Consider the following 17,828-nt stretch of genomic DNA (forward strand, 5'->3'; position numbering starts at 1 on the left):
CCGCGGCGGGGCTACGATGCGCTGCATCCATAACAAGGGGACCCCGTGCCTGACCTGTCGAAAATCACCTGCATCGAAGACCTGCGCGTGGTCGCCCAGCGCCGCGTGCCGCGCATGTTTTATGACTACGCCGATTCGGGCTCGTACACCGAGGGCACCTACCGCGCCAACACAGCCGAGTTCCAGTCCATCAAGCTGCGCCAGCGCGTGGCCGTCAACATGGAGGGCCGCAGCACCCGCACCACCATGCTTGGCCAGGACGTGGCCATGCCCGTGGCGATTGCGCCCACCGGCCTCACGGGCATGCAGCATGCCGACGGCGAGATCCTGGGCGCGCGTGCGGCCAAGGCCTTCGGCATTCCGTTCACGCTGTCGACCATGAGCATCTGCTCGCTCGAGGACATCGCCGAGAACACCGGCCGCCACCCCTTCTGGTTCCAGGTCTACGTGATGCGCGACCGCGACTTCATCGAGCGCCTGATCGACCGCGCCAAGGCCGCCAACTGCTCGGCGCTGCAGCTCACGCTGGACCTGCAGATCCTGGGCCAGCGCCACAAGGACATCAAGAACGGCCTGTCCACCCCGCCCAAGCCCACCCTGCGCAACCTCATCAACCTGGCCACCAAGCCGCAGTGGTGCCTGGGCATGCTGGGTACGAAGCGCCGCAGCTTCGGCAACATCGTCGGCCATGCCAAGGGCGTGGGCGACCTGTCGTCGCTGTCGTCGTGGACGGCCGAGCAGTTCGACCCCCAGCTCAACTGGGGCGACGTGGAGTGGATCAAGAAGCGCTGGGGCGGCAAGCTGGTGCTCAAGGGCATCATGGACGCCGAGGACGCGCGCCTGGCCGTGGACAGCGGGGCCGATGCGCTCATCGTGAGCAACCACGGCGGGCGCCAGCTCGACGGTGCGCCCTCGTCCATCGCCGCGCTGCCGGGCATCGCCCAGGCCGTGGGCAAGGACATCGAAGTCTGGATGGACGGCGGCATCCGCAGCGGGCAGGACGTGCTCAAGGCCCGCGCGCTGGGCGCGCAGGGCACGCTGATTGGGCGCAGTTTCCTCTACGGCCTGGGTGCCTTCGGCGAGGCCGGCGTGACCCGTGCGCTGCAGATCATCCAGAAGGAACTGGACATCACCATGGCCTTCTGCGGCCATACCAACATCAACAACGTGGACCGCTCGATCCTGCTGCCCGGCACCTACCCGGTGTAGGCATCCAGCCAGGTAGCGCGGGCCTTCTCCAGCCTGTATGGCGGCCGTGCCCTTTGGAGTGGGCTGGGCGCCACGGCAGGGCGTTATAACCCATCGATGACTCTTTCATGGATGGCCTGGGCCTGGATTCCCCTCACCCTCTGGGCCGCGCTCGCGCAGACGGCGCGCAACGCCGCACAGCGCTCCGTCACGGCCGAGCTGGGCACGCTGGCGGCCACGCTGGTGCGCTTTCTCTACGGGCTGCCGCTGGCCTCGGCCTGGGTGGCGGGCCTGACCTTCGTCGGCACCGGCTACGGCGTTCCGCATTTCTCGCTGCCCTATGCCGCCTGGCTGGCCATGGGTGCGCTCACGCAGGTGGGGGCCACGGCCTTTTTGCTGCTGGCGATGAAGGAGCGCAATTTCGTGCTCGCCGTGGCCTATTCCAAGACCGAGGTGCTGCAGGTCGCGCTGTTCTCGGCCGTGCTGCTGCAGGAACTGCCCGGCCCGCTGGCCTTTGGCGCCATGGCCGTGGCCACCGTGGGCGTGGTGCTGCTCTCGCTGCCGGCCGGCGGCTGGCGCGCGCTGCGCGCAGGGGAGGGCGGCAGCAGCAAGCTGGTGGTCTACGGCCTGGCCTCGGGGGCGTGCTTTGCGCTCGCCAGCGTGGGTTTTCGCGGGGCCTCGCTGGCGCTGGGCGAGGGCGTGGCACCCTGGGTGGCCGGCGCCTGGGGCGTGTTCTGGGCGCAGCTGCTGCAGACCCTGGTGCTGGGCGGCTGGCTGCTGGCGCGCCAGCCCGGCGTGGCCGGTGCGATTGCGCGCGCCTGGCGGCTGTCGGTGGTGGCGGGCTCCATGGGCGCGCTGGCCTCCATCGCCTGGTTCACGGCCTATGCCATGCGCCCGGCGTCCGACGTGCGCACGCTGGGGCTGGTCGAGGTGCTGTTCAGCTACCTGGTGTCGCGGCGCATGTTCCGCGAGAGCCTGTCGCGCACCGAGGGCATCGGCCTGGCGCTGGTGCTGGCGGGGCTGGTGGGCATCTGCGCCCAGTGGTAGCGGGGCACCGTATCAGGGGGCCGGGGCGGTCAGGGCCGCCAGCCGCCGCAGCGTGGCCAGGTAGGCCACCACGTCTTCGCGCTCCTGCGCGTCGTCCAGGCTGTAGTCCATGGCCTGACCGGGGATCAGCGCCTCCGGATCGGTCAGCCAGGCCTTGAGCGTGGCGCGGGTCCACAGCAGCTTGCTGGCCTGCAGGGCCGGTGAATATGGGTAGTCCTTGAGGGCGCCTGCACGGCGGCCGACCACGCCGCGGTGGGCGGGGCCCTCGCGGTGCGCCTCCACGCTGTGGCAGCCTGCGCAATGCTCCTGGTACACGGCGCGTCCGCGTTCCACCGATTGGGCGGATACACCGCTGCCCGCGAGCCAGAGCAGGCAGGTGGCGAACGCCACCGTGCTTCGTTTCACATCGGGCCTCATCCTGGGAGGCCTGGCTGGGGATGCCGGGTGGGAAGGGGGCTGCAAAGTCCGGTGGGGTCGTTCATGGGGCCAGGCTGGGTCGGATGGGGGAGCACGGGGCAGTGCCTGCGGGGCGCCGCCCGTGCCTTGTGCCACCTATACGGGGCTGGCCAGCCATTGGATGCAGCACCGGAGTGGGGGCGGTTCTATGGGGAGACCCTGCATCCAGATGCCGGTTTGTGGCGTATCCACAGCAGACCCCTTGCAACTTCCACCGTGACTTCGGGCCCATCCCACACAATCGGCGCATGAGCACCCTCACCCCAGACAGTGAACTGATGTACCTCCTTGACCGCATTGCCGCGCAGGACGACTCCGCGCTGAAAGCCTTGTACGAGAGCACCTCGTCCAAGCTGTTCGGCCTGGCGTTGCGCATCGTGCGCCACCGTGACGTGGCGGAGGACGTGCTGCAGGAGGCGTTCCTGAGCATCTGGCGTGGGGCGGGCAACTACCGCGCATCGCTGAGCCCGCCCATGGCCTGGATGGGGCTGATCGTGCGCAGCCGTGCGCTGGACGCGCTGCGCAAGCGCAGTTCCGAGCGCAGCGACCTCACCAACGAGTTCGACGACGAGATGGCCCAGACCCTGGAAGGCGATTCGCCCAACCCCATGGACGTGACCCAGGCCAGCGAACAGGCCTTTGCACTGCACCAATGCCTGGGCAAACTGGACAACAAGCAGCGCGAGGTGGTGAGCCTGGCCTACCTGCGCGACCAGAGCCACAGCGAGCTGGCCGAGCAGCTGCAACTGCCGCTGGGCACCGTGAAGAGCTGGATCCGGCGGGGCCTGGAGCAGTTGCGCCAGTGCATGGCCCGCTACATCTGAGCCGAGGCGCACCATGAACATCACCCAACACCCCGAACTGCTCGACCGCCTGGCTGCCAGCTATGCGCTCGGTACCCTGCGCGGCGGCGCACGCCGCCGCTTCGAGACCCTGGCCCGCGAGCATGCGGCCGTGCGGGCGGCCGCCCTGGTGTGGCAGACCCACTGGTCGGGTCTGGCCGAGCTGCAGGAACTCGCGCAGCCCGATGCCGCCGTGTGGACGCGCATCCACAACCTGGTGCAAGCCGAACGCCAGGCCCAGGCCATGCAGGCAGCTCGCCTGGCCGGTGACGGCGAGCCGGCCTTGCCGGTGTCCGCGGGCCCCGGTGGCTGGCTGCGCAGCCTGCTGCTGTGGCGTGGTGCGGCCGTGGCCGGCGCCCTGGCCACCCTGGTGGCGGTGGTGGTCGGGCTGCAGGTCAATGGCGGCTTGCGCGCCAGCAGCGGCGCCCAGATCGCCGAGCTGCGCCAGCAGCTGCAGGCCGCGCCGCAGATCCAGTACGTGGCCGTGCTGGCCGACGACAAGGCCGCGGCTTCCATGCTGGTGACCTTCGATCCGAAGAACAACCGGCTGGAACTGCAGCGCGTGGGCGGCTTCCAGGAGGGGGCGGACCAATCGCTGCAGCTGTGGGCGCTGCCGCCTGCGGGCGGGCCGCGTTCGCTCGGCGTGCTGGGGCAGGAGAAGCTGCTCAATCTGACGGCCGGCGAGGCCGATGTGCGCCAGGTGCCCGTTCTGGCCATCAGCCTGGAGCCCAGGGGCGGTGTGCCCAGCGCAGGCGGGCCCACGGGCCCCGTGCTGTTCAAGGGCGAGCTGATCCAGCGCATGTTGTAAAAGCATGAAGCCCCCTGAGGCGCTGCGCGCCTTCCCCCCAGGGGGACGCCGCCAGTGCGGCGGGGCGGCCCTTGCACGGCGGCACTGGCATGGTTCCGCGCCAAGTTGGACGGGTGGTGGGCGGTGCAGGACGCCGCAAGGCCGCAGGGTGCAGCCCTCGGGGTTTGGGTGGAAGAAAAATATCTGTGGTTTTTGAATCCGTGGCGCACCAGATTGCGTAAGTAGGGTGCAACATCCTCTTACATCGCTTTCGTAATGGAGCCCTCGATGAACCACAGGCATCCTTTCACCGTGTTTGCGGTCCTGGCCATGGTGGCCGGGCTGGCGCAGGCGGACACCGGCAAGCTGCTGCTCACCGGCGGCGTGAGCACCATTGCGGGATCGGCTGGCGGGGGGCTCACGCCCTGGGCCGTGATCGGCAGCAACGCCACCGAGGGCGAGGTCGGCTTCAGCGGCTACGCCACGCGCGCCGGCACGCGCGACTACGGCCTCACTGGCTACGGCGTGGCCGTGGGGCTGTTCGACCGGGCCGAGCTGTCGCTGGCACGGCAGGACTTTGATGCCTCGCCAGCGCTGGCGCTCAACGGCATCGCGGCCTTTGGCGTGACCCCCGGCCAGCACATCAGGATGGACGTGGTGGGCCTCAAGTTCCGGGTCGCCGGCGATGCGGTGCTCGATGCCGACAGCTTCATGCCGCAGATCGCGGTGGGCATCGAGCACAAGCGCGCCCACCCTGGCTCCATCCAGTCGGTCTACAACTTCCTGGGCGTGAAGGACAGCGGCACCGACCTCTATGTAAGCGCCACCAAGCTCTTCCTGGCGCAGAGCCTGCTGGTCAACGCCACGCTGCGTTCCACCAACGCCAACCAGAACGGCCTGCTGGGCTTTGGCTCGGCGGCCCCGGGCAAGAACAGCCGCAGCCTGCAGCCCGAATTTTCGGTGGCCTACCTGGTGAGCAAGAACGTCGCCGTGGGCGCCGAATACCGCTTCAAGCCCAACCACCTGCAGGCGCTGGGCGCTGCGGCCGGCCTGGGCGCAGGGCTGCGCGAGGACGACTGGAAGGACCTGTTCATCGCCTGGGCACCGAGCAAGCACCTGTCGCTCACGTTGGCCTACGTGGACCTGGGCCGCATCGTGCCCGGGGTGACCCAGGGCCGGCGCCAGACTGGCTACTACCTCTCTGCACAAGCCGCGTTCTGACCCCCGGCACTTCTGGAGACCGATCATGAAAAAGACCCTGATGGCCTTGGGCCTCGCCGGTGCCTGCCTGCTGGCGCTGCCCGCCCTGGCCCAATCCGCAGCGCCTGCGGGCCTGTACCAGGCGCTGGGCGAAAAGCCCGGCATCGACCGCCTGGTGGACGACTTCGTCAACCGCGCCGTGAAGGACCCACGCATCGGCGCCCACTTCAAGGACACCAAGCCCGCAGCGCTCAAGGAGAGCCTGGCCGACCAGTTCTGCCAGCTCAGCGGCGGGCCTTGCAAATACGAAGGCGCCGATATGAAATCGGCCCATGCCGACATGCAGATCAACAAGGGCCACTTCCATGCGCTCGTCGAGGTGCTGCAAAGCGCCATGGACGCGCAGGGCATTCCTTTCGCCCAGCAGAACCGCCTGCTGGCCCTGCTGGCCCCCATGCACCGCGACGTGATCACCGTTCACTGACTCAGAGAGAGGGAACCTTGCCCATGCAACACACGCTCATCGCCATCGCCGCCAGCCTCCTTGCCCTGGGGGCGCACGCCGGCAACGTACAGATCCAGGTACTCGACAAGGAGGGCAAGCCCGTGCCCGACGCCGTGGTGGTGGTCTACCCGCCCGCCGGCAGCGGTGCCGCGCCCACGCTGGTGGCACCCAGCCCCGTGATCGAGCAGGAGAAGATGCGTTTCGTGCCTGCCGTGACGGTGGTGGTGCCGGGCACCACGGTGCGTTTCACCAACCAGGACCGCTGGGACCACCATGTGCGCGGCAACGCCGCCGCGCCCGCGGCCAGCGCGGCGCCCGGCACCGGTGGCTTTGAATTGCGGCTGGCCGGCAAGGCCGATGGCAAGCCCTCGAATTTCGCCGACGTGAAGCTCGACACCGCCGGCGTGGTGCTGCTCGGTTGCCACCTGCACGGCTCCATGCGCGGCCACGTGTTCGTGACCGATTCGGCCTGGACACTCAAGACCGACGACAACGGCATCGCCCGCTTCGCCAGCGTGCCCGAGGGCGCAGCCCAGGTGCGCGTGTGGCATGCCGAGCAGCTGGTGGACCTGCCGCGCAAGGCCGTGCAGGTGCTGGCCACGCCGGTGCTCGACACGGTGCAACTGAGCGTGGTGCCGCGCGTGCGCCGGGCACCGCCGCCTTCCACCGCACCTGGCGGCCCCATGGGCTCTTACAGCCAGGCACAGCCGGCCCACCAGCACACGCACTGACGGGCGCCGGGAGCGGGCCGCTTCAGCGGTGGTTCAGTGCCACCTCGGCCGCAGGGGCGGGGGGCATGCTGCCGTCGGCGGGCAGGGCCTGCAGGTAGGCGTACAGGGCGCGCGCATCCACATCGCTGAGCTGGCCCAGGGACTCGAAGGGCATGACCTGGATGGACGTGCCATCGGGCCGCTTGCCGTTGCGCAGCATGGCCACAAAGCTCTCCGCCGTCGGGTAGCGCGCCATGGAGCTGTCCTTGCCGGGGCGGATGTCGGCGGCGGCCGGCCAGTCCGGCGGGCCGCCGGGGATCTTGCCGCCCGCCAGGTTGGCGCCGTGGCAGCCGATGCACATGTTCGCCACGTACTGGCCATTGGCCACTGTCACGCCGGCGGGTACCGGGCGCGAGGGGGCCAACTGGTGGTCGATGCGCGCGGCGGCGTCGGGAATCAGGCCCAGCCCGTACAGCACCCAGGCTGGGCGCGGCAGCTCGATGGCGGCAGGCGTGCCCTCCTTGGCAGGCAACTGGCGGATGTAGGAGACCAGGGCGTTCAGGTCGTCGTTGGTCAGGCGGTTGTAGTCCTCGCTGGGCATCACCAGCAGCGGGCGGCCGTTGGGCTTGACGCCGTGGCGGATGGCGCTGTTCCAGTCCTCGGGCTGGTAGCGGGCCACCACGCCGGCCGCCGTGATGTTGGGGCCGGCCAGGCGCGTGCCCTTGCCGTCGTTGACGAACTCGCGGCCCGTGCCCGCAGCGCCATGGCAGTCGGTGCAGCCGCGCGAGCTGAACAGGTAGCGCCCGCGCTCGATGGTCTGCGCCTCGGTCGTGTAGGCCACGGGGCGGGGCTTGACGTCGATGTAGCGGTTGCGCTTTTGCTCGGCCAGGTACAGGCCGGTGGCCGCCGTTGCGGCAACCAGCACGCCCAGTGCCAGGGCGCTGCAGGCGGTCCATTGGATCCAGCGTTTCATGGTGGGGAAGCCTTGTAGGAAGGGGGTCAGAAACTCGATGGAGCGGATTCTGAAGTCCTGCAGGCCGTTTGGCGCACTGCGCGCGCCAGGCGCGGGCGGCCCCGGTGACATATGTCACGGATAGCCTGCCCGCGCGGCCCACCAGGTCGCCGCGGGGCAGGCCATGCCCCTGCCGCCAAGGCCGATCAGCGCTCGACGGTCTTGTTCCAGCGCGCGTTCCAGGCGGGGCGGTTGGCGTTCACGGCATCCCAGTCCAGCGTCACGGCATTCTTCATCCACTGGCTGATCTGGGCCACCTGGGCTGCCCCTTCGCCCACGGCCGGGGCCTTGGGGTTGGTGGGGATCTGGGCGCCGAACTGCAGCACATTGGCCTGGGCCAGCGGGCTCAGCAGGAACTCGGCGAGCTTTTGCGCCAGCTCGGGTTCGCTGTTGTTGGCGATCACGCACTGGCCCACCATCAGCACCACCGAGCCCTCCTTGGGCTGCGCGTACTCCACCGGGATGCCCTTGGTCTTGAGCGCGGCCACGGCCGTTGGCGTGAGCGGGAACATCGCAGCCTCGCCGGTCTGCACCATCTCCGAGATCTTGGCCGAGCTCGGGATGTACTCGAGCACGTTCGGGCCGATGGTCTTGGCCCAGTTGTTGAAACCCGGCTCCACGTTCTTGTCGTTGCCGCCCTGGATGCGGTTGAACATCAGGAAGCCATGCAGCCCGAAGGACGACGAAGGCATGGACTGGAAAACCACCTTGCCCTTGTACTTGGGGTCGGCGAAGTCCATCCACGAGGTCGGCGGTGCCCAGCCCTTCTCGGTGAACATCTTGGTGTTGTAGGCAATGCCGGTCATGCCCAGGCTCACGCCGCTGGCCAGGTCGTCCTTGAAACGGGCGGCCGGGTAGATCTCGGCGAGGTGCGGGTTGGGCCGCTGCTTCTGGCACAGGCCCATGCCCATGGCGCGCACCATGATGCCGTCGTCGAGGAACATCACGTGCATCTGCGGCTTGTCCTTGTTGGCCTGCGCCTTGGCCAGGATGTCCGAGGAGGTGCCCGGCACCACCACCACCTTGGCGCCGTGCAGCTTCTCGAAGGCCGGGAAGACGTACTGCGTGTACGCCTTCTCCATCGTGCCGCCGTTCATGCCGATGTAGATCGTTTTCGTCTGCGCCCCGGCCATGCCGCTGGCGGCCAGCGTCACCGCTGCGGCGGCCGCGGGCAGCGCGCGGCGCAGAAAAGAGGTCTGGCGAGAAGAGGTCATGGGTCTTTCCTTTCAGGTTGTCGTCGGTAGCGGGCAGGGGATGGGGATCAATGGGCAGCTGCGGCCGCTGGCGCATCTGCGGTGGCGAATCGGTCAATGGCAAAGGCGTCGGTGGGCGTGCTGCTGCGCCCGTCGCGTGCGAGTTCGGCCAGCACCTCGCCCACCGCGGGGCCGATCTGGAAACCCGCCCCCGCAAAGCCGAAGCCGTGGATGAGTCCGGGCGTGGTGCGGCTGGTGTCCAGCACCGGCTGGCGGTCGGGCAGGTAGCCCTCGGTACCGCTCCAGGTACGGATGAAATGGGCATGCTTGAGTGCCGGCAGCAGCTCGATGGCCTGCACCGCCAGCGCCGCAATGGCGCTGCGCTCGGAGCGGGCGCGGTCGCCGTCCAGCGCCACGCCGGATCCACCGCCCAGCACCAGGTTGCCGCGCGCCACCTGGCGGCAGTAGATGCCGCCGCCTTCCACGCCCAGGCTCCACTGCATGAAATAGGGCAGGGGCTCGGTCACGGCCATTGCCGGGTGGCCCGAGCGCAACGGCACGGCCTCGCCGAACTGTGCCGCCAGCGGGCCGGCCCAGGCGCCGGCGCAGTTGATCAGCACGGGCGCGCGCACCCGCAACTGCTGCCCCGAGTGCAGCGTGAACTGCCGGCCATCGTGCTCCACCGCATCGAGCGGCGTGCGCTCGAAGATGTGCGCGCCCGCACGCCGCGCCGCCAGGGCGAACGCGGGTGACACCAGGCGCGGGTTGGCCTGTCCGTCATCGGGGCACAGCGATCCGCCCACGGCGCGGCCTCCGAGCCAGGGGCAGCGCTCGCGCAGGCGGGCGCCCGACAGCAGCTCGATCCCGAGCCCGAAGTCGCGGCTCATCGCCTGGTACTTCTCCAGCGAGGCCAGGTCGGCCTCGCTGCGCGCGATCTTGAAATGGCCGGTGCGCTGGTACTCGCCATCGGTGCCCAGCAGCGCGGGCAGGCGGCCCCAGATCTCGTGGGCGCGCTGCGCCAGCGGCAGCTGGCTCACCGGCCGGCCCTGGCGGCGCACACCGCCATAGTTCACGCCGCTGGAGCGCGAGCCGCACAGGTCACGTTCGAGCAGCACCACGTCCACACCCCGGCGGCGCAGCGCCAACGCGGCCGATGCGCCCACGATGCCGCCACCGACGATGGCGACATCGGTGTCCAGCACCCGCGGGCTGCTGGTCAGGGTTGGCGTGGCGGTGCTCATGCTGCGGTTCCGTGGTGCGGGCTGGCGGCCTGCAGGTGGATGGGAATGGGCTTGATCGGGGCCTGGCCGCGCAGCCGGCCCACCAGCTCCACCGGCTTGCCGGTTGCATGGGCCAGGATCTCCGCCGCCGCCACCCCGCAGCTGCGGCCCTGGCAGCGGCCCATGCCGACGCGGGTCAAGGCCTTCAGGCGGTTCATCTCGTCGGCGCCGGCCTCGCGCACGGTCTCGCGCAACTGGCCCGCGGTGACATTCTCGCAACGGCACACCACCAGATCGTCGGATGCATGCGCGGCCCAGTCGGCCGGGAAGGGAAAGGCGCGCTCCAGCCCTTCGCGAAAGCGCTGCAGGTGGGCGAGCCTGTCTTCGAGCGCCTGCGCGCGGGCCGTATCCACCGCCACGCCCTGGTCGGCCAGCAAGGCTAGCGCAGCGCGCTCGCCGGCCCACTCGGCCGCATCGGCGCCCATGATGCCCGCGCCGTCGCCGGCCAGGTAGACGTTGGCCACGCTGCTGCGGCCCGCGGCATCGCGCTCGGGCAGGTGGACGCGGTGCAGGGGCGCCCAGGCAAAGCGGCAGCCCAGCAGGTCGGCCAGCTGGGTCTCGGAGCGCAGGGCGTAGCCCAGGCCCACGGCGTCGCAGGCCAGCGTGTGCTCGCGGGTGCCGTCACTCCACACCACGCCCTCCACGCGCTCGCTGCCGAGCACGCGCACGGGGCGCACGCCGGTGTGGATGGGCACGCCATGCGCGCGCAGCCAGCCCACGTAGTACACGCCCTTGGCGAAGGTGGCGGGCTGGGTCAGCAGGGCCGGCACGGCGGCCACCTGGTCGGCCAGGCGCGCGGTGTCCAGCACGGCGGCCACGGTGGTACCGGCGCGTGCGTACTGGTAGGCCACCAGGTACAGCAGCGGGCCGGTGCCCATCAGCACCACGCGGCTGCCGATGGTGCAGCCCTGGAACTTGAGCGCCACCTGGGCCCCGCCCAGGCTGTACACGCCGGGCAGTGTCCAGCCCGGCACGGGCAGCACGCGGTCGGCCGCGCCGCTGGCCACGATGAGCGGGCCGTAGGCCACGGTGCGCGTGGTCTGCGTGGGGCCGTGCAGCACGTCGAGCAGGCCGCCCTGGGCGTTCCACACCAGGCTGTCGGGGTGGTAGTCGATCTCTCCTGCCATGCCGTCGAGCGCGGCATGCACGGCCGTGGCGCGCGCTGCCTCGGTGCCGTACAGGGCCGAGGCCGGGCGTGCGAAGTGCGCGGGCGGGCGCCGGTAGATCTGGCCGCCGCCGCGCGCCGATTCGTCGAGCAGCACGGGGCGCACGCCATGGGCGGCCAGGGTCTGCGCGGCGCGTATGCCGGCGGGGCCCGCACCCACGACCACGGCCTGCAGGGTCGTGCGCTCGCTCATGCTGCACCTTCCTGGGTGCGCAGGTTCATGCCCGGCTGTATGAAGGTGGCGCAGGCGCGCAGGCGCTCGCCGCTGCCGGTCTGCACCCAGCAGTCCTGGCAGGCGCCCATCATGCAAAAGCCGGCGCGCGGCTCGTGGCTGAATTCGTTGTGGCGCAGCCGCGCCTGCAGGGTGAGGATGGCGGTGAGCACGGTGTCGCCTTCGAGCGCGCTGGCCGGCTGGCCGTCGAGCACGAAGGGCACGGCCTGGCGCGTGGTTTCGGCCACACGGCGCAGCAGCGGCGAAGCCGGGGAGGTCATCGTCATGGCCATGGCTTACTTGCGTCCCACGAGGACGCGGTCCAGGCCATAGACGCGGTCGAGCAGTACCATGGCAACCGCGGTCACGGCCACCATGAGGGCCGACACTGCGGCCATCAGCGGGTCGATGGACTCGGTGGCGTACATGTACATGCGCACGGGCAGCGTCACCGTGCTCGGCGAGGTGACGAAGATCGACATGGTCACCTCGTCGAAGCTGTTGATGAAGGCCAGCATCCACCCGCCGGTGACGCCCGGCAGGATCATGGGCAGCGTGATGCGCGTGAACACCGTGGCCTGGCTGGCACCGAGCGACAGCGCCGCGTGTTCGGCACTGCGGTCGAACCCGACCAGCGCCGCCACCACCAGGCGCAGCGTGTAAGGCGTGACGATGAGGGCATGGGCCAGCACCAGCCAGCCGAAGCTGCCCGTGCCGCCCACCAGCGCGAACAGGCGCAAGAGGGCCACGCCCAGCACCAGGTGCGGAATGATCAGCGGCGACAGGAACAGGCCGTTGAGAAAGCCACGGCCCGGGAATTCGTAGCGCGTGATGGCGATGCCCGCGGGCACGGCCAGCACCGTGGCCAGCGTGGCCGACGCGAGCGCCAGCCACAGGCTGTTCCAGAACGACTGCACGAAGTCGGGGTGGTCGAACACCGCCTTGAACCAGCGCAGCGAGAACGCGGTGGTCGGCAGGGTCAGCGTGTTTTCGGGCGTGAAGGCCACCACGCACACGACCAGCAGGGGTGCGAGCATGAAGGCGATGACGAGGGCGTTGAACGCCAGGGCGATGGGGCCGTTTTTTTGCATGTTCAGATTTCCTGCGGGCTCTGCGTCGTCATCCCAGTGCCTTTTTGTAGCGACCTTCGACCAGGCGGTTGTAGCTGAGCATCACCACCAGGTTGGCCACCAGCAGGGTCAGGGCCACGGCGGCGCCCAGGGGCCAGTTCAGCTCGTGCAGGTATTCGTCGTAGACCACGGTGGCCACCATCTTCAGGCGCCGCCCACCGAGCAGGCCGGGGATGGCGAAGGAGCTGGCCGCCAGGCCGAAGACGATCAGGCTGCCCGAGAGGATGCCCGGCAGCACCTGCGGCAGCACGATGCGGCGCAGCGTGGTGAACGGCGATGCCCGGAGCGACAGCGCGGCGTTCTGCACGCCGGGGTCGAGCTTTTGCAACGAGGTCCACACGGGGATCACCATGAAGGGCAGCATCACATGCACCAGGGCGATGATGACGGCGATCTCGGTGTAGAGCATCTTCACCGGGCCGATGCCGACGAGCCTGAGCGTGCCGTTGACCAGGCCCTCGGGCCCGAGCAGCATGCTCCAGCCGAAGGCCCGCACCACCACCGACACCAGCAGCGGTGCCAGCACCACCAGCAGCAGCACCGAGCGCCAGGGGTTGCGCATGCGGCTCAGGATATAGGCCTCGGGCGCGCCGACGAGCACGCAGATCAGCGTGACCAGGGCCGAGATCCAGAAGGTGCGCCAGAAGATGGCGTGGTAGTACGAATCGGCGAAGACGTGGGCGTAGTGCTCCAGCGTGTACTCGCCGGCCTTCACGCCCGTGGCCGGGTCGAAGGCGTTGAACGACAGCACGGCCGTGAGCGCCAGCGGCACCAGCAGCAGCGCGGTGAACAGCAGCAGTGCCGGGCCCGAGAGCCACCAGGGCACGGCCTTGCGTGCAGCGCTGGTCATGCGGCCACCTTGGCGTCGTGCAATGCGCTGTCTTCGTCGGCCAGCAGCAGGCGCATGCAGTGGTCGGGCCAGTCCACGCCGGTGCGGTCACCTTCGTTCAGCGCGTTGCGGCCATCGTTGGGGGCCAGCACCATCAGGTCGCCCACGGGTGTGGCCACGCGGTACAGCCACTGGCTGCCCAGGAAGAAGCGCTCGCCCACCTCGCCGTCGAGCCGGCCCTGGACGGCAGGCACCAGCTGCAGCTTTTCGGGCCGCACGCTGAGCAGCACGGCGGCGCCGGGCCGGAACGCCGGGCCCTCCACCTGCACGGCCAGCGAACCCACGGCCACGTGGGTGCGCTCAGTGCCGCTGGCCGTGACCTTGCCGGGCAGCAGGTTGGCCTTGCCCACGAAGGTGGAGATAAAGCGCGTGCGCGGGTGCTCGTAGACGCGGTGCGGGTGGTCGATCTGCGTGGCGCGGCCGGCCTCCATCACCACCACGCGGTCGCTGATGGACATGGCCTCGCTCTGGTCGTGCGTGACCATCACCGTGGTCGTGCCCACCTTGCGCTGGATCTGGCGCAGCTCGAACTGCATCTCCTCGCGCAGCTTGGCATCGAGGTTGGACAGGGGCTCGTCGAGCAGCAGCACGGGCGGCTCGATCACCAGCGCGCGCGCCAGCGCCACGCGCTGGCGCTGGCCGCCGGATAGCTCGCGCGGGTAGCGCGTGGCGTGGGCCTCCAGGTGCACCAGCCCCAGGGCCTGGGCCACGCGCTCCTTGCGCTCGGCCTTGGCGACCTTGCGCATCTCCAGGCCGAAGCTCACGTTGTCGGCCACCGTCATGTGCGGGAACAGGGCGTAGCTCTGGAACACGATCCCCAGGCCGCGCGTGTTGGCCTTGGCATGGGTGATGTCGCGCCCGTCGAGTTCGATGCGGCCGCTGCTCACCGCCTCGAAACCCGCCACCATCTGCAAGGTGGTGGTCTTGCCGCAGCCCGAAGGGCCCAGCAATGACACGAATTCGCCTTTTTCCACCGCCAGGTTCATGGCCTGCACCGCGCAGGTGCTGCCGTAGAACTTGGTCACGTCAGTGAGTTGAAGGAAGGACATGCACGGGCCTTTCTGGTCGCTGTTTCATCGCCGCGCTGCGGCAGTCGCTGTGGTGCCTGTTCCCTGTCTGCACCGGGGCGGTGCAGGAGGGAGCATCCCGTGGACTGTCTTGCGCTTTCGATTCAATGTATTGCAGTAATCAGGCCAGTTCGCATCGGGTATTCCATTAATCAGAATATTTATTGAATTTATTCCGTTTAATGGAATATGATGGGCCTTCAAAATGCCATCTATTCCACAGGAGCAGTGCATGGAACCAGCTTCCACCTCCACGGGCGGCGTGCCCCGCATGTTTGCCGTCATCCGGGCTCTGGCCGAGGTGCAGGCCGAGGGGGGGCGCGTCACCCAATTGGCGCGCGCCGTGGGCCTGACCCAGGGCACGACGCACCGTTTGCTGCAGTCACTGGTCGCAGAGGGCATGGCCGAGCAGGACGAGCGCAGCAAGCTCTACCGCCTGTCCACCGAGTTCTTCGCCCTGGCGGCCAAGGCCGGCAACCCGGGCGACCTGCGCAGCCTGTGCCGGCCCGCGCTGCTGCGCCTGAGCGCAAGCCTGGGCGACAGCATCTTCCTTTTGGTGCGCAGCGGTTTCGATGCGATCTGCCTGGACCGCAGCGAGGGGCCGTTCCCGATCCGCTCCTTCACCGGGGACATCGGCGGCCGGGTGGCGCTGGGGGTGGGGCAGGGGGCGCTGTCCATCCTGGCCTTTTTGCCCGAGGCCGAGCGCGAAGAGGTGATCCGCTTCAACCTGTCGCGCGTGCGCGAGTACGGCGTGTACGACGAGGTCTACCTGCGCACCGAGATCGAGCGCGTGCGCCAGACCGGCTATGCCGCCCGCAACACCGGCCTGCTGGAAGGCATGGCCGGCGTGGGCGTACCGGTGCTCGACCGCGAGGGCCGCGCCGTGGCCGCGCTCAGCGTGGGCACCATCTCGGCGCGCCTCAACGAAGACCGCCTGCCCACGGTGGTGGAGCTGCTCAAGCGCGAGGCCGCTGCCATCGGTCCGCGCATCCACCCGTTCGACGCCACCCTGCGCCGCCCCGCGCAAAGCCTGGCAGGGCAGCAGCCCGAGCAGCGCCTGGTGCCAGGCGGTGTCCCGGCGGCACCGAACTGACACGGAGTCCCGCGGCGTATGCTGCGGGTTCCTGCCCTGTCCAGGTGCCATGGATGCGGCGTTTTCCAACCCCCTTGCCCCAGGGCTGCCATGAACCCCATCCTCACCCTCGTCGTGTACTTCGCCATCATCACCTGGCTGCTGGTGGTCGTGGCCAGCCTGATCCGCGCCCGCGCCTGGACGCCCTCGGGCCTGCTGCTGGCCTTCGGCAACCGCGACCACCTGGCCGACCCGGGGGCCTTTGCCGGCCGCGCCGAGCGCACGGCGCGCAACAGCTTTGACAACCTCGTGTTCTTTGCCATCCTGGGCCTGGCGGCCACGGCCAGCAACCGCACCGGCAGCCAGGTAGAGCTGGGCGCCCAGGTGTTCTTCTGGGCGCGCATGGTCTACATCCCGGTGTACTACATCGGCATCCCGTATGTGCGCACGGCCACCTGGGCCGTGAGCATCGCCGGGCTGGCGATCATGGTGGCGGCCTTGCTGTAGTTCGCCCGCAACGCGAAGGGTGTGCAACCGGTGATACCGGACACAAGGCACCGCAAGGACTGGGTCCGGAGCTGCGGGGCGGCGCCTACAGTCCGTGTTCCTCTCCATACGGCCGAATGCCGCACCCATGACTACATTGCAGAACGCAAGCCCCGATTACCTCCAGCAATGCCGCGATGCGCAGGGCTCAGAGCAGGCCGCCTCGCTGGCGGCCACCCACCAGTGGGCCCATGTCGACAAGGCCCGGGCGCACCAGGACTTCCAGCGTTTCTATGAGGAACTGGCGCCGCTGATCGACAGCGCCGAGCCCTCTTCGCCGGCCATCCAGTCCCTCATGGCACGGCACCATGCCATTGCGTCGCGCTTCTATGCGCCGTCACGCGAGGCCTATATCGGCACGGCACTGTTCTATGCCGACAACCCCGACATGAAGGCTTTTCACAATGCCTACCACCCGCGCATGGTGGCGTTTCTCGGTGAGGCCATCCACACCTACGCGCACAGCCATCTATAGGCTGGGGCGGGCGGCCGTGGCGATGCCCGCGCACTGCGCGAGTAGCCAATCCCTGAAGGCCTTGACCAGTGGCGTCTGGGCGCGCGCCTCGGGGTAGACCAGGTAGTAGGCCTCGCTGCTGGTGAGCACCTCGGTGGACAGGGCCACCAGGGCCCCCGAAGCAAGTTCCCCCTCGATCAGAAAGCGCGGCAGCAGCGCCGCGCCCAGGCCCGACACCGCCGCCTGCGCGATCATCGAGAACTGCTCATAGCGGGGCCCGCGCAGCGCCTGCGGCGTGGGCGCGCCCACGCGCTCGAACCATTCGGTCCATTGCGTGGGGCGGGTGTTCTGCTGCAGCAGCACGGCGCCGGCCAGGTCGGCAGGGGAGCGCAGGCCTTGCTGGGTGCGGTAGGCGGGGCTGCACACGGGCAACACCTGCTCGTGCATCAGGTACTCGCAGACGGCGCCGGCCCAGTGCGGCGCGCCGAAGTGGATGGCCGCGTCCATGGGCTCCTGCGCAAAGTCGAAGGGCTCGGAGCGCGCCGAGAAATTCACCGTGGCATCGGGGTACAGCGCCATGAAGCCCGGCAGCCGCGGTATCAGCCAGCGTGTGCCAAGCGTGGGCAGCACGGCCAGGTTGAGCAGCCCGCCCGCGCTCGAAAAGGCCATGGCCTTTTGCGTGGCGGCCGACAGCTGCTGCAGCAGGGCGCGCACATCGGCCGCGTAGACGCGCCCGGCATCGGTCAGCACCACGCGCTGGCGCACGCGGTGGAACAGGGCCATGCCCAGTTGCTCCTCCAGCTGGCGTATCTGGCGCGAGACGGCGCTTTGCGTCAGGTGCAGCTCTTCGGCTGCGCGCGAGACGCTGGTGTGGCGCGCGGCCGCCTCGAAGGCGAGCAGGTCGGCCACCGGTGGCAGGAAGGTCTTGCGGAACATGTCTGTTCATGCGTGAGGAGAATGATTCTCAGGGCTTACACCGCTGGCGCACTGCGATGGTGCATATGCATTCCCCAAAAATGGCCTGGGTATTGCAGAGAGTTGATTCTATTTGCGAATCAAGTTGTTCCAATTTTT

At 69.2% G+C, this 17,828-nt stretch carries 20 protein-coding genes; 10 read left to right on the forward strand and 10 right to left on the reverse strand.

Going from position 1 to position 17,828, the window contains the following annotated elements; translation table 11 throughout:
* Nucleotides 1-45: 45 nt before the first annotated feature.
* On the forward strand, nt 46-1,209 hold the full coding sequence (locus AC07PA_RS04835) for an alpha-hydroxy acid oxidase (RefSeq protein ID WP_494604536.1): 1,164 nt from the start codon (nt 46-48) through the stop codon (nt 1,207-1,209).
* A 96-nt stretch (nt 1,210-1,305) separates the two neighbouring features.
* Nucleotides 1,306-2,235, forward strand: coding sequence for a DMT family transporter (locus tag AC07PA_RS04840; RefSeq protein WP_494604538.1), 930 nt, complete (start codon nt 1,306-1,308; stop codon nt 2,233-2,235).
* Nucleotides 2,236-2,247: 12 nt separating this feature from the next.
* Here the strand turns inward: AC07PA_RS04840 and AC07PA_RS04845 are convergent, their stop codons facing one another.
* Nucleotides 2,248-2,640, reverse strand: a complete 393-nt coding sequence (locus AC07PA_RS04845) for a c-type cytochrome (protein ID WP_494604540.1) — start codon at nt 2,638-2,640, stop codon at nt 2,248-2,250.
* Nucleotides 2,641-2,939: 299 nt separating this feature from the next.
* Here AC07PA_RS04845 and AC07PA_RS04850 point away from each other — a divergent pair, with 299 nt between their 5' ends.
* From AC07PA_RS04850 to AC07PA_RS04870, 5 genes are all read left to right on the forward strand, one after another.
* The gene (locus AC07PA_RS04850) at nt 2,940-3,515 is read left to right on the forward strand and encodes an RNA polymerase sigma factor (protein WP_007854128.1); all 576 of its coding nucleotides are present in this window, start codon (nt 2,940-2,942) and stop codon (nt 3,513-3,515) included.
* A 13-nt stretch (nt 3,516-3,528) separates the two neighbouring features.
* Nucleotides 3,529-4,341, forward strand: a complete 813-nt coding sequence (locus tag AC07PA_RS04855; RefSeq protein ID WP_007854130.1) for an anti-sigma factor — start codon at nt 3,529-3,531, stop codon at nt 4,339-4,341.
* A gap of 267 nt (nt 4,342-4,608) precedes the next feature.
* Nucleotides 4,609-5,541, forward strand: a complete 933-nt coding sequence (locus AC07PA_RS04860) for a DUF3034 family protein (protein ID WP_007854132.1) — start codon at nt 4,609-4,611, stop codon at nt 5,539-5,541.
* Nucleotides 5,542-5,566: 25 nt separating this feature from the next.
* Entirely contained in the window at nt 5,567-6,004 is a 438-nt protein-coding gene (locus tag AC07PA_RS04865; RefSeq protein WP_007854134.1) for a group I truncated hemoglobin, read from the forward strand.
* A gap of 23 nt (nt 6,005-6,027) precedes the next feature.
* Entirely contained in the window at nt 6,028-6,756 is a 729-nt protein-coding gene (locus AC07PA_RS04870; protein ID WP_007854136.1) for a cupredoxin domain-containing protein, read from the forward strand.
* Between the two features lie 22 nt (nt 6,757-6,778).
* Here AC07PA_RS04870 and AC07PA_RS04875 read toward each other — a convergent pair whose 3' ends face one another.
* The 8 genes from AC07PA_RS04875 to AC07PA_RS04910 all read right to left on the reverse strand — a co-directional run bounded on the left by AC07PA_RS04875 (nt 6,779) and on the right by AC07PA_RS04910 (nt 14,664).
* Nucleotides 6,779-7,708, reverse strand: a complete 930-nt coding sequence (locus AC07PA_RS04875) for a c-type cytochrome (protein WP_108016325.1) — start codon at nt 7,706-7,708, stop codon at nt 6,779-6,781.
* Nucleotides 7,709-7,893: 185 nt separating this feature from the next.
* The gene (locus AC07PA_RS04880) at nt 7,894-8,961 is read right to left on the reverse strand and encodes an ABC transporter substrate-binding protein (RefSeq protein ID WP_007848301.1); all 1,068 of its coding nucleotides are present in this window, start codon (nt 8,959-8,961) and stop codon (nt 7,894-7,896) included.
* A gap of 47 nt (nt 8,962-9,008) precedes the next feature.
* The gene (locus AC07PA_RS04885) at nt 9,009-10,181 is read right to left on the reverse strand and encodes an NAD(P)/FAD-dependent oxidoreductase (protein WP_494604545.1); all 1,173 of its coding nucleotides are present in this window, start codon (nt 10,179-10,181) and stop codon (nt 9,009-9,011) included.
* Entirely contained in the window at nt 10,178-11,578 is a 1,401-nt protein-coding gene (locus AC07PA_RS04890; protein WP_494604547.1) for an FAD/NAD(P)-dependent oxidoreductase, read from the reverse strand. The genes AC07PA_RS04885 and AC07PA_RS04890 overlap by 4 nt, the downstream gene beginning before the upstream one ends.
* Nucleotides 11,575-11,889, reverse strand: coding sequence for a (2Fe-2S)-binding protein (locus AC07PA_RS04895; RefSeq protein WP_494604549.1), 315 nt, complete (start codon nt 11,887-11,889; stop codon nt 11,575-11,577). Before AC07PA_RS04895 ends, AC07PA_RS04890 begins: the two co-directional genes overlap by 4 nt.
* Nucleotides 11,890-11,892: 3 nt before the next feature.
* A complete protein-coding gene (locus AC07PA_RS04900; RefSeq protein WP_007848291.1) occupies nt 11,893-12,687 on the reverse strand; it encodes an ABC transporter permease in 795 nt (264 codons plus the stop codon).
* A gap of 28 nt (nt 12,688-12,715) precedes the next feature.
* Nucleotides 12,716-13,576, reverse strand: coding sequence for an ABC transporter permease (locus AC07PA_RS04905; RefSeq protein ID WP_007848288.1), 861 nt, complete (start codon nt 13,574-13,576; stop codon nt 12,716-12,718).
* Nucleotides 13,573-14,664 carry an ABC transporter ATP-binding protein gene (locus tag AC07PA_RS04910; RefSeq protein ID WP_494604552.1) on the reverse strand — a complete coding sequence of 364 codons (1,092 nt, stop codon included), beginning with the start codon at nt 14,662-14,664 and terminating at the stop codon, nt 13,573-13,575. The genes AC07PA_RS04905 and AC07PA_RS04910 overlap by 4 nt, the downstream gene beginning before the upstream one ends.
* Nucleotides 14,665-14,914: 250 nt before the next feature.
* On the opposite strand from AC07PA_RS04910, the gene AC07PA_RS04915 reads away from it, so the two are divergent.
* The 3 genes from AC07PA_RS04915 to AC07PA_RS04925 all read left to right on the forward strand — a co-directional run bounded on the left by AC07PA_RS04915 (nt 14,915) and on the right by AC07PA_RS04925 (nt 16,775).
* Complete coding sequence (locus AC07PA_RS04915; protein WP_007848282.1) at nt 14,915-15,775, forward strand: IclR family transcriptional regulator; 861 nt, start codon at nt 14,915-14,917, stop codon at nt 15,773-15,775.
* A 90-nt stretch (nt 15,776-15,865) separates the two neighbouring features.
* Complete coding sequence (locus AC07PA_RS04920) at nt 15,866-16,261, forward strand: MAPEG family protein (RefSeq protein ID WP_494604554.1); 396 nt, start codon at nt 15,866-15,868, stop codon at nt 16,259-16,261.
* Between the two features lie 127 nt (nt 16,262-16,388).
* On the forward strand, nt 16,389-16,775 hold the full coding sequence (locus AC07PA_RS04925) for a TipAS antibiotic-recognition domain-containing protein (RefSeq protein ID WP_494604556.1): 387 nt from the start codon (nt 16,389-16,391) through the stop codon (nt 16,773-16,775).
* Here the strand turns inward: AC07PA_RS04925 and AC07PA_RS04930 are convergent.
* Entirely contained in the window at nt 16,770-17,690 is a 921-nt protein-coding gene (locus AC07PA_RS04930) for a LysR family transcriptional regulator (protein ID WP_494604558.1), read from the reverse strand. The genes AC07PA_RS04925 and AC07PA_RS04930 overlap by 6 nt on opposite strands.
* Between the last annotated feature and the right edge of the window lie 138 nt (nt 17,691-17,828).

The sequence above is a fragment of the Acidovorax sp. GW821-FHT09B03 genome, from assembly GCF_059418305.1.

Bases quoted from the DNA above. Each gene is read 5' to 3' on its own strand.
- AC07PA_RS04840 (WP_494604538.1), top strand. From the start codon at position 1,306: ATGACTCTTTCATGGATGGCCTGGGCCTGGATTCCCCTCACCCTCTGG.
- AC07PA_RS04850 (WP_007854128.1), top strand. From the start codon at position 2,940: ATGAGCACCCTCACCCCAGACAGTGAACTGATGTACCTCCTTGACCGC.
- AC07PA_RS04855 (WP_007854130.1), top strand. From the start codon at position 3,529: ATGAACATCACCCAACACCCCGAACTGCTCGACCGCCTGGCTGCCAGC.
- AC07PA_RS04860 (WP_007854132.1), top strand. From the start codon at position 4,609: ATGAACCACAGGCATCCTTTCACCGTGTTTGCGGTCCTGGCCATGGTG.
- AC07PA_RS04865 (WP_007854134.1), top strand. From the start codon at position 5,567: ATGAAAAAGACCCTGATGGCCTTGGGCCTCGCCGGTGCCTGCCTGCTG.
- AC07PA_RS04870 (WP_007854136.1), top strand. From the start codon at position 6,028: ATGCAACACACGCTCATCGCCATCGCCGCCAGCCTCCTTGCCCTGGGG.
- AC07PA_RS04875 (WP_108016325.1), bottom strand. From the start codon at position 7,708: ATGAAACGCTGGATCCAATGGACCGCCTGCAGCGCCCTGGCACTGGGC.
- AC07PA_RS04880 (WP_007848301.1), bottom strand. From the start codon at position 8,961: ATGACCTCTTCTCGCCAGACCTCTTTTCTGCGCCGCGCGCTGCCCGCG.
- AC07PA_RS04885 (WP_494604545.1), bottom strand. From the start codon at position 10,181: ATGAGCACCGCCACGCCAACCCTGACCAGCAGCCCGCGGGTGCTGGAC.
- AC07PA_RS04890 (WP_494604547.1), bottom strand. From the start codon at position 11,578: ATGAGCGAGCGCACGACCCTGCAGGCCGTGGTCGTGGGTGCGGGCCCC.
- AC07PA_RS04895 (WP_494604549.1), bottom strand. From the start codon at position 11,889: ATGGCCATGACGATGACCTCCCCGGCTTCGCCGCTGCTGCGCCGTGTG.
- AC07PA_RS04900 (WP_007848291.1), bottom strand. From the start codon at position 12,687: ATGCAAAAAAACGGCCCCATCGCCCTGGCGTTCAACGCCCTCGTCATC.
- AC07PA_RS04905 (WP_007848288.1), bottom strand. From the start codon at position 13,576: ATGACCAGCGCTGCACGCAAGGCCGTGCCCTGGTGGCTCTCGGGCCCG.
- AC07PA_RS04910 (WP_494604552.1), bottom strand. From the start codon at position 14,664: ATGTCCTTCCTTCAACTCACTGACGTGACCAAGTTCTACGGCAGCACC.
- AC07PA_RS04915 (WP_007848282.1), top strand. From the start codon at position 14,915: ATGGAACCAGCTTCCACCTCCACGGGCGGCGTGCCCCGCATGTTTGCC.
- AC07PA_RS04920 (WP_494604554.1), top strand. From the start codon at position 15,866: ATGAACCCCATCCTCACCCTCGTCGTGTACTTCGCCATCATCACCTGG.
- AC07PA_RS04925 (WP_494604556.1), top strand. From the start codon at position 16,389: ATGACTACATTGCAGAACGCAAGCCCCGATTACCTCCAGCAATGCCGC.
- AC07PA_RS04930 (WP_494604558.1), bottom strand. From the start codon at position 17,690: ATGTTCCGCAAGACCTTCCTGCCACCGGTGGCCGACCTGCTCGCCTTC.